General features: G+C 41.9%; 12 protein-coding genes. All 12 read left to right on the top strand.

What is annotated here, in order from left to right:
* On the top strand, nt 1–670 hold a 670-nt coding region (locus AW17_RS18430; protein ID WP_029278757.1), incomplete at its 5' end, for a CBM96 family carbohydrate-binding protein.
* A 424-nt stretch (nt 671–1,094) separates the two neighbouring features.
* On the top strand, nt 1,095–5,084 hold the full coding sequence (locus AW17_RS18435) for a hybrid sensor histidine kinase/response regulator transcription factor (RefSeq protein WP_083488768.1): 3,990 nt from the start codon (nt 1,095–1,097) through the stop codon (nt 5,082–5,084).
* A 613-nt stretch (nt 5,085–5,697) separates the two neighbouring features.
* Nucleotides 5,698–8,676, top strand: a complete 2,979-nt coding sequence (locus AW17_RS18440; RefSeq protein ID WP_167343697.1) for a SusC/RagA family TonB-linked outer membrane protein — start codon at nt 5,698–5,700, stop codon at nt 8,674–8,676.
* A 17-nt stretch (nt 8,677–8,693) separates the two neighbouring features.
* Entirely contained in the window at nt 8,694–10,325 is a 1,632-nt protein-coding gene (locus AW17_RS18445) for a RagB/SusD family nutrient uptake outer membrane protein (protein ID WP_051691954.1), read from the top strand.
* 78 nt (nt 10,326–10,403) lie between these two features.
* On the top strand, nt 10,404–13,403 hold the full coding sequence (locus tag AW17_RS18450) for a SusC/RagA family TonB-linked outer membrane protein (protein ID WP_029278765.1): 3,000 nt from the start codon (nt 10,404–10,406) through the stop codon (nt 13,401–13,403).
* Nucleotides 13,404–13,414: 11 nt separating this feature from the next.
* Nucleotides 13,415–15,148, top strand: coding sequence for a RagB/SusD family nutrient uptake outer membrane protein (locus AW17_RS18455; protein ID WP_167343698.1), 1,734 nt, complete (start codon nt 13,415–13,417; stop codon nt 15,146–15,148).
* A gap of 51 nt (nt 15,149–15,199) precedes the next feature.
* Nucleotides 15,200–16,573, top strand: coding sequence for a 3-keto-disaccharide hydrolase (locus tag AW17_RS18460; protein ID WP_029278769.1), 1,374 nt, complete (start codon nt 15,200–15,202; stop codon nt 16,571–16,573).
* Between the two features lie 38 nt (nt 16,574–16,611).
* Nucleotides 16,612–18,039 (top strand): Gfo/Idh/MocA family protein, encoded by a 1,428-nt coding sequence (locus AW17_RS18465; RefSeq protein WP_029278771.1) that lies wholly within the window; start codon nt 16,612–16,614, stop codon nt 18,037–18,039.
* Between the two features lie 49 nt (nt 18,040–18,088).
* Nucleotides 18,089–19,684 (top strand): glycoside hydrolase family 43 protein, encoded by a 1,596-nt coding sequence (locus AW17_RS18470; protein ID WP_029278773.1) that lies wholly within the window; start codon nt 18,089–18,091, stop codon nt 19,682–19,684.
* An 80-nt stretch (nt 19,685–19,764) separates the two neighbouring features.
* The gene (locus tag AW17_RS18475; RefSeq protein ID WP_029278775.1) at nt 19,765–20,139 is read left to right on the top strand and encodes a hypothetical protein; all 375 of its coding nucleotides are present in this window, start codon (nt 19,765–19,767) and stop codon (nt 20,137–20,139) included.
* Between the two features lie 366 nt (nt 20,140–20,505).
* Nucleotides 20,506–21,618, top strand: a complete 1,113-nt coding sequence (locus AW17_RS18480; RefSeq protein WP_245235099.1) for a glycoside hydrolase family 88 protein — start codon at nt 20,506–20,508, stop codon at nt 21,616–21,618.
* A 34-nt stretch (nt 21,619–21,652) separates the two neighbouring features.
* Nucleotides 21,653–22,927, top strand: a complete 1,275-nt coding sequence (locus AW17_RS18485; RefSeq protein ID WP_029278779.1) for a DUF2264 domain-containing protein — start codon at nt 21,653–21,655, stop codon at nt 22,925–22,927.
* Nucleotides 22,928–23,200 lie beyond the last annotated feature (273 nt).

Here is a 23,200-nt window from a genome sequence, read left to right on the forward strand (position 1 = left end):
ATCCAGCGTTGAAAGTGCGAAATTGCGGGTTTATGTTTCCAGTGTTGGTGCAGATCCAACCAGGGTAGTATCTGTATATGGACTTTCCAATACAACCTGGGCTGAAAGTACAATTACTTGGAATAACCAACCAGCTGAGACCGGCACATTGATAGGGAATTATACCGTCAATAATATAAATGGTAGATGGTATGAGTTAGACGTAACAGCCTATATCAACAGCCAATTGGCAGCGAACAAGAAAATCGTTTCTTTCAGGTTAATCAATCAGGGAACCACAAGCTCGGCCAACAATGTAAGCTTTAATTCACGAGAAGCTGCAAGCAACAGACCAGAACTCTTATTGAATCAGGAGCCAAACAACAACATACAAAACACGGAAGAAGTATTCTCTAACGAGGATATAAATACCGTCATTTTGCCTTCCGAAGCATTAAAAGTTAAGGCATGGCCAAATCCGAGTACCAGTGCATTTAAAGTGCATGTTGAAGGCCCTAGTAAAGAAATAGTATATTATAAAGTCTATAATATAGCCCAACAATTGGTTAAAGAAGCTAAAACAGATGCTCATGACCAGCTAAATTTTGGAGATGAACTTGTTCCAGGGATGTATTTGATAGAAATAAAACAGGGCACACAAAGAAACGTTGTAAAAGTAATTAAGTTATAATCTATCCAGTTTTAAAATAGCAATAGAGAGTACCCCCCAAATAAGGGGGGCTCTTTTTTTAGTGTTGGCTTTGTCCCTTAAGCATATAAGATAAATTCCAATCCTATAAATCAACTTGAAAGTTAAAAATACATCCATATAAGGTCTAGCTCTTATATTATAACCAAATCTTAACTTAAAGTGCACTTCTTTTCTCTTGTGCTAATTATTAAATCATCTATTTCTATAGGGGGTGTTAAATCTTATAAATTCAGTTTCAGATACTAGTCATCCGATAGGAATGAAGCTTGCCAACTGGAATGAAGAACTAGCAGGATATAAAAGACTTCATTTTTTAACTGTCGATAGTTAAGCATGGTTATGAATAAAATCTTATATTTATCTATGTTGAACTTATTCTAAATAACCCTCCTGAAATATTTTTATGATTTCTAAATTGATGTATGAATGTTTTAAACAAAAATACACTTGTATCGTCCTTATTTGGGCATTTTTAGGTTCTGCTTTAAATGTCAAGGGACAAAAGTTATACTTTGAACATTTGACGGTAAAAGATGGACTCTCAAGAAACTCTGTTCTTGCCATTGCCCAGGATAATTTAGGATTTATGTGGTTTGCCACAGGCCATGGACTTAATAGATATGATGGCAGCCGGTTTAGCACATACATAAGTAACCCTGCCGATACGACCTCAATTAGTGATAATTACATCAATGCATTGTTTTTTGACAGCGGAAAAAAACTATGGATTGGTACATCAGAAGGATTAAATTGTTATGTATCTGCAACTGACAATTTTAAGCGGATCGACCTTTTATTTAAAAAAGGCACGAAACCTGAGGTTTACTGTATATATGAGGATAAGAAAAAGAATCTTTGGGTAGGTACAAATAAAGGTCTTTTTGTAAGACGCTTCTCAACTGCTGTATTTGTAAGTGCCTCGAAATTGGGGCTGGAATCCAGATTGGCAAACAGTGAAATTTTGTGTGTATATGAAGACCATTTTGGTTTTTTATGGGTAGGAACAGAGAAAGGCCTTGTAAAAAGCCGGTTTAAACATATTTTTTCCGAAGTTGAATCTTTTGTTCATGATCCTGGTCTGCCGGGAAGCATCAGTGATAGTCCGGTTAAGTCAATTTTAGAAGACGGAGCAGGTAATATCTGGATGGCTAGTGAGAGCCAGGGGCTAAATCTATTTAACCGCAATAAGGGAACTTTTGAACATTACAAACAGCGATCTGGAAATCCAAATAGTCTCGTTCACAATACCGTACGGAAAATGATGAATGATGGACGAGGTAATATTCTGATCGGAACCCAGGTAGGCTTGAGCGTGTTTAATCCTGTAAGAAGAAGTTTTATGTCCTATAGGAATCAGGTTAATGATCCTGGAAGCCTTAGCCAAAATTCGATATGGAGTCTTTATCAAGATAAAAGCAATAACATTTGGATAGGGACTTATTATGGCGGAGTAAACGTAGTTTATGGTACAAGAACTTTATTTAATACCATAGTACAGAAAGGAAACAATTCGGGAATTAACAACAGTCTGGTCCGCTCCATTGTTCAAGCTAAAGAGGGTAGCTTGTGGATCGGAACTGATGGCGGTGGTTTAAATTACTTTGATCGGCAAACAAAAAGATTCAATTACTATGTTAACCAGCCAGACGATCCAACTTCGCTATCTTCCAACTTTATAAAAACTGTTTACCTTGATAAAGACAACAATACATGGGTGGGTACCAGTGGTGGAGGATTAAATCTTTTTGAACCCATAAGTGGGACATTCAAGCATTTTTTTAAACACAGAAGTGCGTTTGAATTGAAACGTTCTGCAGTATTATCTATACTGGAAGACTCACAAAATAGATTTTGGATAGGTGGCATGGGGACTAATGGTGCCTATCATCGCAATGGCACTCAGTTTAATCCTATAAAGAATTTTACTTTCATGGGAAAATTGAAGGATAAGACCATTCTGATGTTTTTTGAGGATAAGGCAGGTAATTTGTGGATAGTTACCTGGGATGAGATTTACCGCCTTAGCAAAAATAACAGGATGATCTCCAAAATAAAGATACATAGCAGGGGAGGTGAAACGAAATCATTTAGTTGGTTAACTCAGGATCATAACGGGAATATCTGGATCGGGCTTAATTATGGAGGACTGTGCTGTTATAATCCAGATACAAAAAAAATAACTCAGTGGTATACCACCAAAGATGGCCTGTGCAACGATAATGTTATCGGTATTCTCGAGGATAAACACAATAACCTCTGGATCAGTACAATAAATGGCCTGTCGAAATTGGACCCAAAGAAAAAAAGCATTGAGAACTACGCTGTTGCAGACGGACTGGCATCGGAGGAGTTTAACTCCGGATCACTCTATAAGGCTAAAAATGGAGAACTGTTTTTTGGGGGGCTGAATGGCATAACCCATTTTTTTCCTGAAGAAATTAAGCGTAATAATTATCAGGCTCCTCTTGTATTCACGGGGCTCAAACTTTTTAATCATAATGTTGTACCGGCCAAAGGACATGAATTACTGCCTGAAAATATCATTTTTAAACCCCAGCTTATTTTTGATGATAAACAAAATATTTTTACCATTGAATTTGCGCTGCTAAACTATATTAAACCGAGTAAGAACAGATATGCATATAAACTGGAAGGAATTAATCAGGCCTGGATCGAAAGCCCCTTGCCGTTGGCAACCTATACAAATTTGCCATCTGGAGATTATGTCTTCAGCGTAAAAGGTGCAAACAATGATGGGATCTGGAGCAAGGTTGAGACCCTTCATATCCGCATACTTCCACCACTCTGGCAAACCTGGTGGGCTTACCTTATTTATACCCTCTTTTTTATGGGTATTGCTTTTTTTATCCTCCGTTTTTTCTATCTGAAACAGCTTCTGAAAAAAGATGAAGAACTTCATCAGATCAAACTGAATTTTTTTACGAATATTTCACATGAGATCAGGTCTCATCTGTCTTTGATTATGATACCGCTTGAAAAGGTTCTAGAAGAAAGCACCCAATACAGTCTAGTCAACAAACAGTTGTTCAACATAAAGAAAAATGCCGACCGTTTACTTGGGCTTGTTACCGAATTAATGGATTTTCGGAAAGCCGAATCGAAGACCCTGAAGCTTCATATGCGGGATAATCATCTGATCCTTTTCTTAAGGGATATCTATATTACTTTTCAGCAAGTCTGTGAGAAAAAAGAATTGAACCTTGTATTTCTGCATCCTGACCAGCCCGTTTTTGCTTTTTTTGACAAAGAACAGTTTGAAAAAGTTATTTTTAATCTCCTTTCCAATGCCGTTAAGTTTACGCCCGCCGGAGGAGAGATCGTTCTTGAGGTTGCTGTCAAAGATTGCGAAGTCCTAATCAGTGTCTCAGATACGGGGGCAGGGATTTCTCTGGCCTACTTTGATAAACTGTTTACCAACTACTTTCAGATAGATGATGCTTCACAGAATACCGGTTATGGAATCGGCTTAGCGTTAAGCAAACATATTGTAGAACTCCATCATGGAAGAATCACTGTAGATAGTAAACCTGGATTTACAAAGTTTACCGTTGGTTTGCCAATGCCTGGCAACATGCATCCTGAGAACAAAACCGTAGCTGAGGAAACAGATCCGGATGGAAAAAGTTATACTATATTAATTGCCGACGACAATGAGGAACTAAGGATTATGATCAGGGATTTGTTAGACGCGGAATATCGGATACTGGAAAGTACAGACGGAGCGGCCGCCCTTCAACTGGCCATCACGGAAATTCCAGACCTGATCATCAGCGATGTAATGATGCCCAAAAAGAACGGTTTTGAACTTTGTGCCGAAATCAAAACAGATGAACGGACCAGCCATATTCCCGTAATTCTTTTAACAGCAAAGGATACCCAGTCCGATCAGATCAGCGGCTTAAGTACTGGAGCTGACCTCTACCTTACCAAGCCGTTCAGTATTAAGGTGCTGCAGTTGTCGGTTAGGAATATTATGGCAGCCCGCGATAGAATCAGTCAGAAATACCGTAAGCAATTCATTTTTGAGCCTAGCAATACGCTACTTGATACCAGGGATGAACAATTCCTATCCAAATTCATTAAAATAATTGAGCAAGGTATAGAAAACAGGGAATTCGGAGTAGATCTTTTGGCCGAGAGGATGGGCATGAGCCAGTCGGTACTGTATAAAAAGATAAAAGCACTGACAAATATGACTGTAAACGAATTTTCAAAAAGCATCAGGTTGAAGAGGGCTGCTCAACTGCTCAAAGTGTCCGGTCATAATATTTCGGAGGTTTCAGGCATGGTTGGTTTTATCGATTTCCGCTATTTTACAAAGGAATTCAAAAAGCAGTTTGGACAGACGCCGCGTGACTACTTAAGCTCTTGAGGGTTCTTTCCTGAACCACAAAGGTTTGTAAGATGCGAAAAAATCATCACCAGATTTTGTAACGATAACTGTTAGTAAACGATAGAACAGCTTTCTAATCTCCTGCTTAGGGTCTTTGAAAGGATTTCACTATACATCAATTAATCTTTCCCCAAGCCGTTGCCAACCCTTGCATTAGCGCGGCAGAGAAAACGCGTCAGAATGGCAAAGGCAGTGTTTATCATTGAGTAGAATTCAACGGAATTACGGGTATCTGTCACAAGAAGGGCAGTATGGAAAACCCATGGAACCCTGCTCCGGCTGTTGTTAACGACAGCCTGAAAATGATGAAAGAATTTAAATTTGGAGGAGTCCTTGGGTAAATAATTTCCCTCTATCTACCTGTCAGGTTTTTAATACTCCACTTTGACCATACAGCCTTATCAAGGGTAAAAAGGTTACAAAATGCAAAATATTCCTACATATTAAACAGAATTGTCGACGTCATTTGTTGTCTGATTGTGCCAAATTTACCCTTTCGAATTGTGGCCGCCATGGCTAATAAGTAACCTAAACCAAATAACTGTATGAAAAGAAAATGTCTGACATGTGTCGACCTAATGAGGAGGAGCGCATGAAGAAAAATTACTTAATGATTTTCATTGTAACAGCAGGCTTGTTGATTTACAATGTAGCAAGTGCCACTATACCCAAAGGATCTGAACGCCATTATTATGATCAAAGATTAACAAAGGGGCAGGTAAAAAACCGGCAGGGATCAGCCCTAAAGGGAGTGATGGTGAGTGTTAAGGGTAAAGCTGCTAACACGCTTACCGATGAAAATGGCTATTATAGCCTGGAAGCCGATGTGAATGATGTGCTTATCTATCAACTGGAAGGTTATGCCCAACAGGAGCAGAAGGTTGTAGCTAAAGATATAAATGTATTGCTTGAGAAAAATGAAACCGGAGAACCGGTGGATGTTTTGTTCGGAACACATAAAGCCAATACCTTTTCGGGAGCTGTTTCCAGTATTAAAGCGGATGAGTTAAGTTCGGTTGGCTCACCTGTAGTCAGTAATACACTCGCCGGCAGACTGTTGGGACTGGTTACCTCCCAATCGATTTCTTTAGGTAATGACGGCTCTAACTTTTCGGTTAGAAACAGTTCTCCTATAATTATTGTTGATGGTGCTGTACGTGATATTGACCAGCTGAACATCAATGAAATTGATGAGATAACGGTGTTAAAAGACCCGGTATCTTTGGCACCATTCGGACTGCGCAGTTCGGATGGGATAATACTGGTGAAAACCAAAGGGGGCACTGATGCGAAGCAAACGATCAATTTTTCTGCTCAGGGAGCTTTACAGCAACCTACTTATCTGCCTAAATATCTCGATTCGTATAACTATGCACTATTAGCAAACGAAGCGGCATTGAATGATGGAGCTACTGTTGCGCCTTATTCCCCGGCAGATCTGGAAGGCTATCGTACAGGCCTGGACCCATTTAAGTATCCTAACAATGATTGGTATAAGATGGCCCTAAAACCATCGTATAATTTTACCCGTTTTAATCTCAATGTTGCCGGTGGGAGCAGTTCCGCACGATATTTTGTCGCCCTCGAGAACTTAAACCAGGCCGGGATTTTTAAAGATGGCCCGAACGATTATAATACCAATAACGATTTCAACCGTTATGCGTTCCGTTCAAATGTGGATGTAGATATCGATCCGAATACCACCATCGGACTTCGTCTGGCCGGCAAGTACGAAAAATCTAACAGCCCGGGTACAGATGTCAATTCGCTTTTTAATGACATGAGAAATACCCCGCCGAACGCTTATCCTGTTTTTAACCCGGATGGTTCAATGGGCGGTAATTCGTTATATACCAAAAATATTTATGGCTCATTGTATAAAACCGGTTTCATCCGTGAAAATAGAAGAACCGCTTTGGTAGATGCCCTGATCAGCCGAAAACTTAATTTTATTACCGAAGGGCTTTCGTTAACAGGATCGGCGCATTATACTTCCTACTATAACCAGTTCCTGAATAGAAACCGCTCCAACTTTGCGGTTTATCAGTTAAACACCGATAAGTCGTATACCCAGTTCGGTTCCAATGCCAATTTCGGCACTGGTGCTGTGGTGAACAGTTATACCAGACGCTTTAATTATGACGCGGGACTTAACTATAGCCGTTCTTTTAACAAACATGCAATCGATGCCACGTTACGTTATACCTGGGACCAATATGATTCTGGTACGGCATTAACCGGTGCTTATGCAGGTTTAATGGGGCGGGTAAGTTATGATTACAATGAAAAATATTTTGCAGATCTGGCATTTAGTTACCAGGGATCAGAACAATATCAAAAAGGCAGGCGTTATGGTGTCTTCCCCGCAATATCGGCAGGCTATGACCTGGCCAAAGAAGACTTTTTGAAAACAACTGCAGTTAACCAACTGAAATTAAAAGTTTCAGCAGGCTTGCTGGGTTATGACCGTGCCAGTAATTTTGATTACCAACCTTACTATAGTCCTACCGGTACTGCTTACGTATTTGGTAATTCAGCCGCTGGTGTAAATGGATGGAATGAACAGTCCATTGGCAATCCAAATATTACCTGGGAAAAATCCCGGGTGTTCAACGCCGGTATCGACGCCCGTTTCTTTAATTCCAAATTGGGCGTAAACCTCGAGTATTTTAACCGCCGCAGGTATGATATGCTACAGACCCGTGGTGTATCAAACCCGATTTTAGGGTTAACTTATCCGCTAGAAAATCTTGGGATAAACAGTTACAAAGGTATTGAATTGGGTACGGACTATAATGCCCAATTGGGGGAGCTGAAAATAAACCTGGGCGCTAATGCGCAGCTATTTGAAAATAAAGTAATTTTTCAGGACGAATTACCCCGGGGTTATGCTTATCAGGTACGGACCGGAGAGCGGGTTGGACAGCCCTTTGGTTTAGTGGCTTTGGGCCTTTTCCAATCACAGGCAGAAATTAACGCCAGTTTCCCACAGTTTAATGCGGTGTTGAAACCCGGTGACATTAAATATCAGGATTTGAATGGGGACAACAAGATAGATGACGATGATCAAATGGCGATCGGCAGAAAATCCAATCCAATCAATTATTCGGGTTCACTTGGACTGAAATACAAAGGCTTCGATTTCTTCGCCTTAGTACAAGGGGTTGCCAATAAAGACTTTTTCTTTACCGGAAATAATGCATGGGAATTCCGGACATTGGGTTTAACAACCAATGGTACCGTTCAAGAGCATCATTTAGACCGCTGGACTCCAGCTACAGCCAGTACCGCTACCTATCCGCGTTTGTCCTTTGGTAATAACATCAACAACCACCGTACATCAACTTATTGGATTAAAAATGGCGATTACCTGCGTTTGAAAAATGTGGAAATAGGATACACGTTACCGGCTACCTTGGTCAATAGAATCCATTTTTCCAGCCTCCGGGTGTTTGTGAATGCTTATAATGCTTTTACACTTACCGGCCTTAAGGACATAGATCCGGAAGCATTGTTCAATAATTATCCGCTGTACAGGAGCTACACTGTAGGCGTTAATGTCAAATTTTAAAGAAAGGGAAACATTAGATGAAAATACCATATAAACTGATTTGCTGTTTAACAGCATTGGCTTTGTTCAGTGCTTCATGTGAGAAGGACGTATTAAACCAAACACCTGTAGAACGAATAGATATTACCGACATATTTAACCCCAAGGATAGGGAAGGCAATATGATCGAAGAATATGTAGCCAGCATTTATGCACAGCTGCCCCGTGGATTTAACCGCATAGAGGAGAATTACCTGGACGCAGGTACTGATGATGCCCTAACCGCTGCTATCAATACAGCTGCAGTTGATAAATTTAAACTTGGGCAATGGGGACCTGCCGATTTACCAGAAAACCCATGGGCAAGTAATTATGCGGCCATTAGGCGTGTTAATGTACTGCTGACCAATATTGATAATTCTGGAATACCGGAAATACGTAAAGTTCAATATAAGGCACAAGTACGCTTTCTAAGGGCCATGTTCTATTTTGAACTGGTAAAACGCTGGGGGTACGTACCGCTAATTGGGGATAAAGTATTTACGATTAATGATGATTTACAGCTAAAACGCAATACCAACAAAGAATGTGTTGACTATATCTTGAGTGAATGTGAGGCTGTTAAAGATCTATTGCCCACCACTTTAGCAGACGGTGAAATCGGACGTGCATGTAAAGGGGCTGTGCTGGCCTTAAAAGCCAGGCTATTGTTGTATAATGCCAGTCCGCTATATAACCCGTCAAATGATGTTACAAGGTGGCAGGCTGCGGCAAAAGCAGCAGACGATGTAATGAAGCTGAACCTGTACGGCCTTGAGGCAAATTTTGGCACAATGTTCACCACCCGGAAAAATAAGGAGTTCATTTTTGCCTACCAGCAAAGTGATAATTCGACCGTTGAAAAATTAAATGAACCTCCAGGCTTTCAGCGGGCTGGTCAGGGCATAACCAATCCCACTCAAAATCTCGTAGATGCCTTTCCGATGAAAAATGGAAAATTAATCAATGAGGTCGGATCAGGATATCTGCCTTCAGATCCATATGCGGGTAGAGACAATCGCTTTGCCCTCACCATATTTTATAACGGTTTTAGTTGGGTAAATGTCCCTTTGGAATTGTTTCAGGGAGGTAAACATAACCTCAAACCCGGAAGAGCCAGTGGAACGAAAACGGGATATTACCTGCGTAAATTTATGAATACGGGCGGGTCGTCGGGTGATTCTTATACTAATGCAACGCATAATTTCCCGATTTTTAGATATGCTGAGATTTTATTGAATTATGCCGAGGCACAGAACGAAGCGCTTACCGTACCTGATGCCTCAGTTTATAGTGCCATAAATACTTTGCGCACACGTGCGGGTATTACTTCAACATTAACACCCGGTAGTTTAACCAGAGAGCAGATGCGTGAGCTGATCCGCAATGAACGCCGTGTCGAACTGGCATTTGAGGAACATCGTTTTTGGGACATACGCCGGTGGAAAATCGCCAAAGATGTTTTAAACGGCCAGCTTAAGGGCATGAACATTGTTAACTCAGGCGGTATCTTATCGTATCAGATTGTACCGGTACAGGATGTTTCATTTGATGGAAATAGAAATTGGTACCCTATACCTTATGTGGAACTCAATAAAAATCCCAATCTGGGTCAAAATGAAGGATGGTAGCGTTTGCCTCCTCAAGAAAATAAAAATTAAGCATTAATTCAAATGTGTTTCATGAGAAAGATTTTATTCATTATATATATGCTTGCATGCCTATATCCAGGTATAGTAAGTGCCCAAAACATGGTAATAAAAGGTGTTGTTACCGATGGGGGAGGCCAGCCGTTGCCTGGAGCAACGGTCAAAGTTAAAGATACCAAAAAAGGCACCGTTACAGATAATGATGGTAATTTTACCATTGGTGCCGAACGACAAAATATTCTAGTGTTCTCGTATGCAGGTTTTGTAACGCGCGAAATTACCTTCAGGGGCGAAACCACTTTGCGTATCCAGTTACAGGCCGATGAAAACGGGTTGGATGATGTGGTGGTTGTCGGTTTTGGAAAACAAAAAAAGCCTACCGTAACCGGTGCAATTGCCACGGTTAGCGGAAAAGAGTTAAAACAAAGTCCAGTAGCCAATATGACCAATGCATTAGCGGGTAAACTACCAGGTTTATTTACCCAGCAAAACAGTGGACAGCCGGGCAGGGACCAGTCTAATATACAGATCAGGGGGATCAGTACCTTTCGGTCAGGTACTTCGCCGCTTTACATCGTTGATGGCGTGCAGCAGGATGATATCGGACAGATCGATATGAACGAGGTTGAGAGCATCTCTATCTTGAAGGATGCCTCTGCCACGGCAGTATATGGGGTTAGGGGGGCGAACGGCGTAATTATTGTGACCACGCGCCGGGGCAAAACCGGAGCAGCTCAAGTTAGCATTAGCTCACAGACCGGGGTTAATGTAACGAACCGCTTGCCTAAATTTTTGGATGCCTATAATGCGCTCCTGCTGCTTAAAGAAAGTTATGAAAATGATGGGCAGGGTGCGAACTTCCCTTACACCGCTGAACAGATGGAGCACTACCGGACCGGTGATATGCCCGATGTATATCCAAATACAGACTGGCAAAAAGAGACCATGCGTAAAGCTTCATTGCAGACCCAATATAATGCCAATGTACAGGGGGGGACTGAGCGGGTCAAATATTTCGTTTCGGCAGGTTATCTGTTCCAGGACGGAATTTTTAAAGAATTTGAAAGTGATACCGATAATGGCTATTATTTCAAACGCTATAATTTTCGCTCAAATCTTGATATCAACGTTAATAAAAATCTAGATCTGGCCCTAAATCTGAATACAAACCTGCAGAATGTTAACCAGCCACATCCATGGGAAGCTGGGCGATCCGTATTCAACCAGGTAATGCGCCTGGGTTATGAAGCCTATGAATTCCCGGTTTATAATCCCGATGGTACATTTGCCGCGCCCTCTTCCACGAATTATCAGCCTAACTTAGTCGGACAGTTGACTTTGGCAGGTTATGATAGAACTTATAAGACTGAGATCAATTCCAGCTTTAGTGCGACCCATAAGTTGGGGTTTGTCCTGAAAGGACTTTCGGCCAAAATGCAGATAGGATTCAATAACACACAGACTTCAGATAAGAGTTTGTACAGGAGCAGGTTCCCTTCCTATCGTTATAATCCGGCCACTAAGGTTTACAGCCTGTTTGGTAACGCGGATCCCGTTTTAAGGCCGTATTCATTGACAAGTAGTGGCGGGACTCCTAAATCGGTTACTGATTTGCAGGCATCGCTAAATTACAGCAATAATTTTGGAAAGCATAATGTGAGTTTACTGGCTTTATATACCCAAAATGCAACCAAGTTAGGTGCAAGTAAAGATGTTAATGTTTTAGGATATGTTGGCCGTGCCACCTATAACTACGCGCAACGCTATCTATTAGAGCTCAGTGCCGGCTATAATGGCTCAAACATGTTTAATGATAAGAGCCGTTATGGCTTTTTCCCAGCAGTTTCTGCAGGTTGGGCACTGAGTGAAGAACCGTTTGTAAAAAACAACCTCAAATTTATCAGTTTCTTAAAACTTCGCGGATCTTACGGTCTAACTGGGAATGATAATGTCGGTATCGGAGATCTGGCTACCTATCCTTATCTAAGCACATATGTGGCTACAGGTAGTTACGGTTTTGGTGAAAGCCATACCTCATATTCAGGGCTGGCAGAAGGAAAGGTCGGTAATCCGGACCTTACCTGGGAAAAAGAACGTAAAGCCAATATCGGTATCGATGCCGAATTTTTTCAGTCAAAACTGAAGCTGACTTTTGATTATTTTGATAACGAACGTTTCGATATCATTACCACCCGGGCTACCGTGGGCCAACTTGTAGGTGTAACTTTCCCTGATATCAATATGGGCAAGGTAAGAAATAAAGGATTTGAACTTGAAATAGGTCATAATAGTACAATAGGGGAAGTAGGTTATTTTGTAAGGGGAAATATATCTGTGGCAAAAAACAAGGTATTGGAACGCGATGAGCCAAGGAAGAATTATCCTTGGTTAGAACAGACGGGAAAACCGGTGGGTCAGGCTTTTGGCTGGGAGGTACTAGGTTTCTACACCCCTGAAGAAATTCTGGACCCTAAAGTAGCTAAAACCACCCTCAACCCCGTGGCAGGTGATCTGAAATATAAAGATTTAAATGGCGACGGCGTGATCAATGATGATGATAAAGGGGCCATTGGCTACCCAAATGTTCCCAATACGACCTTTGGGTTTTCAGCTGGGCTTAGTTACAAGGGCTTTGATTTTAGCTTTTTATTGCAAGGCGCCCTGAATGGAAGCGTAAGGATGGACAGTGAACTGATCTGGGACAACAACAGTCGTTTCCAGGAAATACATTTAGGCCGCTGGACTCCCGAAACTGCCGAGACAGCTACCTATCCTAAACTGCACAGAAGTGGTGGGAACAATAGAGGTACAAGTGCTCCTTCCACCTTTTGGCTGCGCTCAAACGATTATCTGCGCCTAAAAAATGCAGAAATAGGTTATAGGTTTACACCGAAAGCTATTCAGCGTATCGGCATAGAAAGCTTACGGGTATATGCAAATGGAGCGAACCTGCTTACCTGGGATTATTTAAAGCTAGTTGATCCCGAATCGCCTTCTGGCCGTGGTGAAAATTATCCGCAGCAACGTGTCTTCAGTTTTGGTTTAAATCTTAACTTTTAATGCAAACAATCATGAAAATTTCAAAATATGTAATTCTCCCTGCTTTTTTAATCTTAGTTTTGGCTGCTTGCCAGAAAGAAGGCGTGCTCAAAAACGATACACAGACAGATATATTTGATGCGGACGTTTGGGCCGACAGTTTGAAAACAACCCAGATCTTAACTAGTGTTTATGCAGATCTCGGTCCAGAGAGCATGCTGACCCGGATCAATGCCTTTAATTCACTATCTGAGTTTTCAGATGAATCGGATGCACGTTACGCAGCAACGGGATCAGGACCAACAGCCAATTTTCAGAAAGGTATCTTCAGTCCTACCTCACTGGTTGATCCATTTACAAATATGTGGGCGAATACCTATAAATCCATCCGTAAAGCCTGTTTGTTTATCGAAAATGTAGATCGGTCTCCGTTGTCTCCGGCAATTAAAAAACGTATGAAGGCAGAAGCGCGGTTTCTGCGGGCCTATTATTACCATTTGCTCATAAAACATTATGCCGGAGTGCCCTTACTTGATAGGACCTTATTGCTTACTGAAGATTTCGACCTGCCCCGCAACACTTATCAGGAGTGTGTGGATTATATCATTAAGGACCTGAATGAGGCAGCCCCTGACCTCCCTGTAGACTATATTGCCCAAGGACGTGCAATGGATTATGGACGCGCAACAAAAGGTGCCTGTCTGGCATTGAAAGCACGGGTGCTATTGTTTGCAGCAAGCCCGTTGTTTAATGGCAGTGCAGATGATCCCAACCCAATCTTCGGATATCCTACCTATGACCCTGGCCGCTGGGTGAAAGCAGCAGAGGCTGCCAAAGCAGTAATAGATATGGGCGCTTATGAACTGCTAGAGGGAACCAATGGAGATAATAGCACTGCTGAGGGGTATTACAAATTGTATCTGACACGTGTAAACAAAGAAATGATCTTTCAGCGCCTTAGCGCAGCCAATCGTGCCCTGGAAAATGCCCATTTACCGGTTACCTGTTCTGCCTCCGGTGATAGCTATCACAACCATCCTAATGGTGCCTATGTTAATGCTTTTCCGATGAAGAACGGTAAGGCAATCAAAGATCCAACTTCAGGATACAACCCACAGGCCCCTTATCTAAACCGCGATCCGCGTTTTTACCGCTCGATTATTTATAACGGTGCAGTATTCCTCAATAAAAGCAATGTAAAAGCACCAGTTTATACTTATTTGGGCGCACCTTCGGACGGATTAACCCTACCCTATACCGGAGGTACACAAACAGGCTATTATAACCGTAAGATGATGACTGAAGATGCTGGCTCAGCGCAGCATTTCTTCCCGTTTTTACGTTATGCAGAAGTACTGTTGAACTACGCAGAGGCTTTGAATGAATCTGGGCAGACCGGGCTAGCGTATGACCCGATAATTCAGATCCGTAAAAGGGCAGGAATAGAAGCGGGAACTGATGGTAAATATGGTTTAAAAACAGGGATGACCCAAAATGAGATGCGTACGATAGTCTGGGATGAACGCCGGGTTGAACTGTCTTATGAGGAACATCGCTTCTGGGATATCCGACGTTGGAAAATTGGACCGGAAACATATGGTAAAAATTTAACGGGTATGAAGATTGTTAAGACCGGTAACACTTATACCTATGAGGAGTTTAGTCTAACCAAACCATCCGTATGGCTTCCCGGGATGAACTTGATGCCGATTCCGCAGACGCAGATCAATATTTCTGCTAAACTGGTCCAAAATCCGAAATGGTAAGAAAATAAAGCCCCGAATTAATCTTAAACAAATAAACAACTTAAACAAAAAATGAAACAAATTGTAACTGTCTTTTTTTTACTGATCACATTAAATGCTGCTGCACAGTCGGATAACTGGCAGTCGCTGTTCGATGGCAAAACACTTAATGGCTGGAAACAGGTGACCGGTTCGGCCAGCTATACTGTGAAAAACGGCATGATCGTCGGTACCACAACAGCAAAATCACCTAATTCGTTCCTGGCCTGCGAAAAGCGCTTTACAGGTGATTTTATATTGGAAATGGAAGCGATGATGACTGATACGAACACCAATTCGGGTGTGCAGTTTAAAAGTAATTTCGATGCCGCAGCGAATAATGGGAAAGGATTGATATATGGCTACCAGTACGAATTTGACCCTTCGGTCCGCAAGTGGACCGGTGGTATTTATGAAGAGGGCAGAAGAAGCTGGCTTTATCCGGTGTCGAACAACCCAAAAGGACAGCTGTTTTTCTCGCCAAATGTTTTTCACAAGGTCCGCATAGAATGTATCGGCAATACCGTAAAAACCTGGCTGGATGATCAACCTGTTTCTTACCTGGTTGATTCGCTAACGGCCAACCAGGGTATAATTGCCCTGCAGGTACATGGTATCGGCCGGCCGGAACACGCCGGGATCAATATTTTCTGGAAGAATATCCGTATCCAGACCAAAAACATCAAACCGCTTGCTTTTCCAAAGGGTATTTACGTGGTTAACCTGGTTGCCAATAGCCTTTCAGGTTATGAAAAGGAGAGTGGCTGGAAATTATTGTTTGATGGCAAAAGTACCGATGGTTGGATAGGTGCCTATAAAAAGGCTTTTCCTGATAAGGGCTGGGCAGTAAAAAATGGCCTTTTGAGCGTATTGCCATCAAATGGTGATGAATCGGCAAATGGAGGTGATATTGTAACTAAACAACAGTATGCCGCATTCGATCTTTCCTTCGATTTTAAATTAAGCAAAGGCGCAAACAGCGGTTTCAAATATTTTGTAACTTTAAAAGAAAACAACAGTGGCTCTGCGATAGGGCTTGAATATCAGTTGCTTGATGATAACCTGCATCCCGATGCCAAACTGGGCAGGGATGGTAACCGTACGCTTAGTTCGCTGTACGATCTGATCAGAGCGAAAAAGACAGAACGCTACTTCAGTCAGCCGGGAAACTGGAATACCGGCCGTGTAATTGTTTATCCCAACAACCATGTTGAGCATTACCTGAACGGGGTGAAAGTATTGGAGTACGACCGCGGATCGCAGGCTTTCCGCGACCTGGTTGCGCAGAGCAAATACAAGGTATGGCCAGGTTTTGGCGAAGCACCAAAAGGACATATCTTAATACAGGACCATGGCAACGGAGTAAGCTTCAGGAGCATTAAAATCAGGGAATTGAAATCACGATAGCCAATAGTTTAATTGATCAACCATAACAATATTTTTATATGACCGATAACAACAACGCCAGAAGAAGGTTTTTAAAACAAGCTTTACTGGCTTCTACTGCTGCGGCAATGCCGGGTTTTTTATTTGCAAATGGGCAGAATCCTTCCCGCTTTGGTGCTGCCGAAAAAGTAAACCTTGCCTGTATCGGCATCGGTAACCGTGGGGGCGATATTATCCGCGAACTCCATAACACAGGCCTTGCCAATATTGTAGCCCTGTGTGATGTGGACATGGAAGCGCCACATACCCTGGCCATCCTGAAAATGTTCCCCAATGTACCGCGTTTCAAAGATTTTAGGCAGATGTTCGATAAAATGGGCAACCAGATCGAGGCGGTTTCTATTGGTACGCCCGATTTCTCGCATTTTCCGATTACCATGATGGCCATTGACCTTGGTAAACATGTATATGTGGAGAAACCCATGGCCCGTACTTTCAACGAGGTTGAACTGATGATGAAAGCGGCAAGGAAAAACCCGAAAGTAGTGACCCAGATGGGTAACCAGGGGCATTCGGAAGCCAATTATTTCCAGTATAAATCGTGGGTAGAGGCAGGCATCATTAAAGATGTAACGGCCATTACCGCACACATGAATATGCCGAGGCGCTGGCATGGCTGGGATACGAAGATCACTTCGTTCCCACCGGCAGAAACTATTCCCGATACCCTCGACTGGAATATCTGGCAGATGCAGACCCAGGGGCACCAGTATAACAAAGATTTTGTGAACGGGCAATGGCGCTGCTGGTTCGACTTTGGTATGGGCGCTTTGGGCGATTGGGGGGCGCATATCCTTGATACTTCCCACCAGTTTCTCGATCTCGGCCTTCCTTATGAGGTAGACCCGATAAAGTTGGATGGGCACAATAACTTCTTCTATCCGATGTCATCGACACTTTCGTTCAAGTTTCCCAAACGCGGCGGTATGCCGCCCGTTGAAGTAAAGTGGTATGATGGAATAGACAATCTTCCGCCAATACCGGCCGGATACGGTGTACAGGGGCTCGATCCCAATATTCCACCACCAAGCAATGGCGCTGTCACTGCAGCTAAATTAAATCCGGGCAAAATTATTTACGGCAAAGACCTCACTTTTAAAGGCGGTTCGCATGGCAGTACCTTATCCATTATTCCTGAAGAAAAAGCAAAGGAAATGGCTTCCCGCTTACCTGTTGTGCCCTTGAGCCCATCAAACCATTTTGCCAATTTCCTGAAAGCATGTAAGGGGGAGGAGCAGACCCGTTCTTCTTTTGATATTGCAGGACCGTTAAGCCAGGTATTCTGCCTTGGCGTACTGGCACAGTGGACAGGAGAAAAAATAGTTTTCGACAGGAAAAGGAAGAAAATTACCAGTAGTAAAAATGCAAACGAACTATTGATCGGTCCACCGCCGCGTAAAGGATGGGAGCAGTATTATAAAGTATAATTTTCATACAAAAAACGAGGGGATAGGTCCATCAAAGAATATTTAATAAATGCATTCAAAAATTAAACTAGTTATTGCAGGTATTGGTTTGCTGAGCTTTCAGTTTAGTAAAGCGCAACAGGTTATCCAGAAACCTGTTGCTAATGTATGGACCGCCGATAACGGAGATGGCACCTTTAAGAACCCCTTGTTCTGGGGCGATTGGGCTGATCCCGATTTTATCCGGGTGGGCGACGATTTTTACTTTGTTTCTACCAGTATGCAGTATGTGCCGGGCTGTCCTGTTTTGCATTCTAAAGATCTGGTGAACTGGGAAATGGTTGGCTACGCGGTAGATAAGTATGACGAAGATCCACGATATAACCTTCAAGGGGGAAGTATGTACAGTAATGGCTCCTGGGCAGCAACGATCAGGCATCATAACGGATTGTTTTATGTTGGCTTTTGTACCCCGAGCAGAAATGGCGCAAAAGGCAGTTATTCCATGTGTGTTGCAAAAGATATCAAAGGGCCCTGGAAGAGGACGATTTTTCCTGAATTCATGTATGATCCTGGTTTGTTCTTCGATGATGATGGGAAGGTATATGTAGCACATGGGCAGGAAAAACTCTTTATAACAGAATTGAATGCTGATGCTTTATCAGTAAAAACACCACAAAAGGAAATTTATAACAACCGTAATTATCCCTATTTGGAGGGATCGCATATGTACAAGGTTAAGGGGAAGTATTATATTTTAAGTACAACCGGTGGGACAAATGGCCGGCAGATCTGTTTACGGTCTGACAGTATTTATGGGCCATACGAATCGAAAGTTGTCCTCCGTGACGATAATCTTTATCCCGGAAATTTTTTGCACCAGGGCGGAATGATGCAGCTCAAAGATGGCTCCTGGTGGTTTATGATTATGCAGGACCGCGGGGCAATAGGCCGTGTTCCAAATTTAGAACCGGTTACCTGGGTAGATGGCTGGCCGATGTTAGGTGTAAATGGTAAAGGGGTAGCAACCTATAAAAAACCTAATGTTGGTAAAAGTTATCCTATAAAAGTACCTGCCACATCCGATGAATTTAGCCAACAGTCACTGGGCTTGCAATGGCAGTGGAACCATAACCCAGACCATTCAAAGTGGTCGCTTAAGGAACGGAAAGGCCATATGCGCTTGCATGCCTCATTTGCGAATGATATAACCATGGCGCGTAATACGCTAACCCAGCGTGTTCAGGGGCCAGCTTCTGAAGGGATTGTAGAAATGGATGCATCGGGATTAAAAGATGGTAATATTGCAGGTTTTGGGATTTATCAAAAGCCCCATGCGTATATAGCAATAAGGAAAGAAGGCAATACAAAGACACTGATTATGGTGAACAATAACAAGGTGATCGATAGCATCAAAAATTTCTCAGCCAATAAAATCTGGATAAAAGCCAATGCCACACATATCGGTTATAAAGCTGCACTGGCATACAGCCTGGATGGAAAGAAATTCATTTCCTTCGGGAATGAACTTAACATGGCCCTTGGTTATAGCTGGACAGCCAATCGCTTTGCGCTGTTAAACTTCAGTACAAAAAAAGAAGGCGATAACGGCTATGCCGATTTTAACTGGTTTCACTTTAAAGGAGAAAATAATCTGCTGGAATAAACAATTAAGGCTTTAAAAACAAATGCTGCAGCATATGCGTCGATAATTTTTTAAGATTAGTATTAAAAACCTTAAGCTAAATGCAACAGAACTTAGTTAAAATGAATGGCGCTGAAAAAAGAATCGTGGTATTGGTAGACCTTTCAAGTTATGGGATAGTAGAACTTCCTATTGCTTATAGCCTTGGCTTTTATGAACAGGATGTTAGAAGCTGTAAAGTAGACTGTTACATTGAATTTGCGAATATAAACAAGCATAATTGGCTAAGCCATAGTCATTTTGTTTTCTTTTTTACAGAAAACTCAAACGGTAATGGTTATGTGGTGTCTTTTCAAGGAGAGGCAAACAAAAACATCTATTATCATAATATGTTGGATGTAGTCTCTGATTATCTTGTTTTTAAGGTTTTTTTACAAAAAAAAACATCAATTGGTGACATAGCGCAAAATAACTGAATATTAATAGTAAGTTTCTTACTGTTAAACCGGTTCAGGTAAAAGGAGAAAACCTTCTACTGGATGAGCAGTTAAAAAGCCGTTGATTAGTAAACAATAAAAATGATAATATCGACAATTTCCATTGAGAATCTGAATCATATTTTTGAGCAGTCGATCGCTACCCCCGATTGTATTTATGTTAAGAAAGCTATCTCACAAGGGGCTTCCTTTTGAGCTGGTTTCACCTTTTTATCTTAGAAATAAAAAAAAATGATCAAAATAGAACCAATATTAACTTTTCGTAAGGTTTTAATTTTAAGTGCTTTGCTTATGATAGGCAGTTCTTTGACAATGGCGCAACCTGGCAGAGAGACCAAGAGTGGAATGAAGCAGCTAATAGATGAGCAATTTAGTTTTGCCGCAAAGCAATATAAGGTACTGGCCAAAACTGTTCCGGCAAATGTAATGCCGAGGTATTATGACCCAAAGAAAAACAAATTGGTAACCAGTAGCACCAAGTGGTGGTGCAGTGGCTTTTTTCCCGGAACCCTGTTATATATTTATGAATATACAAAAGACACCGGTATACTAAATGAGGCTAAAAACAGGTTAGCGATATTAGAAAAAGAAAAACATTTTAAGGGCAATCATGACTTAGGGTTTATGATGTTCTGTAGCTTTGGCAATGCCTATCGCATATTGAAAAACCCAGCATATAAAAATACACTCGACACATCTGCTGCATCATTGGCTACGCGTTATAGACCATCAATTAAAGCAATTCAGTCATGGGATTCGGATGAAAGTTTAGCATGTCCGGTAATTATCGATAATATGATGAACCTCGAACTGCTTTCCTGGGTAAGCGATCACGGAGGTAATCCAAGATATAGGGAAATAGCAGTTACGCATGCCAATACCACAATTACGAATCACTTCAGGCCTGACTACAGCTCTTATCATGTAATAGATTATGATCTTAAGACAGGCAAGGTGTTAAAGAAGGTAACAGCACAGGGCGCATCAGACTCTTCTGCATGGAGCCGCGGACAGGGATGGGGCCTGTATGGTTATACCATGATGTACCGCTTTACCAAAGATAAGCACTACCTCAACCAGGCTAAAAACATTGCCAGGTTTATACTAAGCAATCCGAATATGCCAGCCGATATGATCCCATACTGGGATTTTAATGCACCTGGTATACCAAATGTTCCGCGTGATGCCTCATCTGGGGCCTTGATGGCATCAGCTCTGCTGGAACTTGGACAGTATGCTGGCAAGGCTGAGCAGAAAACCTACGTTGCTGCAGCAGAAAAAATGCTCCGCTCACTTTCCTCTGATGCTTATCGGGCCAGATTGGGCGAAAATGGTGGCTTTTTATTGATGCACAGTACGGGTTCATTTCCTGTAAAATCGGAGGTCGATGTTCCTTTGACATATGCCGATTATTACTTTTTAGAGGCTTTGTCAAGGTATAAAAAGTGGTATCTTTAATAAATTACAATTCATTAAAAACAATATTCAAAGTATGGGCAACAGAAGACAGGCATTAAAGAATCTTTTTTTGGGCGGAGCTTTAACAGTCATCGGTATTCCAGGGCGTGTATTCGCCAACGGTTCAACCGAAGAATCTAAAAAAAATAATTTACCGGGTTCGGGCGATAAGGACAGAGCTTATTGGATTAAACTAATGTATAAAATGGTTTATCCAGTACTTTCCAACTTGGCAGATGGCACACTAAAAAAGAATATGCCACTAGAAAAGTCGTCTGATTATACCAAGCCTGTTTCTACAATCTACGTAGAAATTGTAGGCCGCACCTATGCAGGTATTGCAGCCTGGCTAGCCTTGCCCGATGATGCTACCGATGAGGGCGAATTAAGAAAAAAATTAAGGGGATTGGCACTTACAGGACTCAAAAATGCTGTGGATCCTTCAAGCCCGGATTGTTTACAGTTCCGGGTTGATTATCAGCCCATTGTTGATTCTGCTTACCTTGCCCAAGCCTTTATCCGTGCGCCAAAAGTTTTGTGGGAACCACTGGATGAGGTAACCAAGCAAAGGATCATAACCGAATTTAAGGCCCTCAGGGTACGTAAACCATTTAATACGAACTGGCAGCTTTTCGGTGCGATAACCGAAACCTTTTTATTATCTATCGGGGAGCAGTATGATGAAGAGCGGATATTTGGTGCGGTAAAGAAAATACAGAGCTGGTACGTTGGTGATGGCTGGTATAGTGACGGACCAATGTTTTCTTTTGATTATTATAATTCTTATGTAATACACTCGATGTTGGTTGATACATTGAAAATTTTGTCGGAACATAAATTGGCTACCGTGGCGTCTTATGATCTGGCAGTAAAGAGAATGCAACGTTATGCCAGCCAGCTGGAACGAATGATTTCACCCGAGGGAACATTTCCTCCGATTGGCAGGTCTATAACTTACCGTACCGGAGCGCTCCAGGGATTGGCACAGGTGGCTTTAATGGAAAAACTGCCTGAAGGCATAATGCCGGGACAGGTACGCAGTGCCATAACCACCGTTGCGAGAAATATGTTCAGTTTCAATGATATTTTTGACAAAAATGGATGGTTGCAGTTGGGCTTTTGTGGCCATCAACCGGAAATTGCCGATTACTATACCACAACAGGCAGCTTATATATGGCAACACTTGGTTTCCTGCCTTTAGGTTTGCCTGTAGATAATCCTTTCTGGACGGCACCTGCAGAAGATTGGACAGCAAAAAAAGCCTGGTCGGGTAAATCAATTAAGAACGACCATCATGTGGAATACTAAATCTGTAATAATCAAAATTCAGCCTTTTCCATTTCGCAAAAGAATGGCCAACATGGGAAAGGGCCGAATCCAAGCTTGAAGACAAACATCCAATTGCTTATTGACCTGAGTTCGATTATTAAATCTCATTTTGTGGCGTTTTAATCAAGTTTTCTGTTAAGACGGTCGTCACCCTGAATTTATTTCAGGGTCTTTCACGCTAAAAAGATGCTGAAATAAATTCAGCAGGACGATAAAGCGGGATTAGGCGTAAATAAGATATAATTTTCAGCA

The organism is Pedobacter borealis DSM 19626 (assembly GCF_000708285.2).
In the GTDB taxonomy this organism is placed as follows: domain Bacteria; phylum Bacteroidota; class Bacteroidia; order Sphingobacteriales; family Sphingobacteriaceae; genus Pedobacter; species Pedobacter borealis.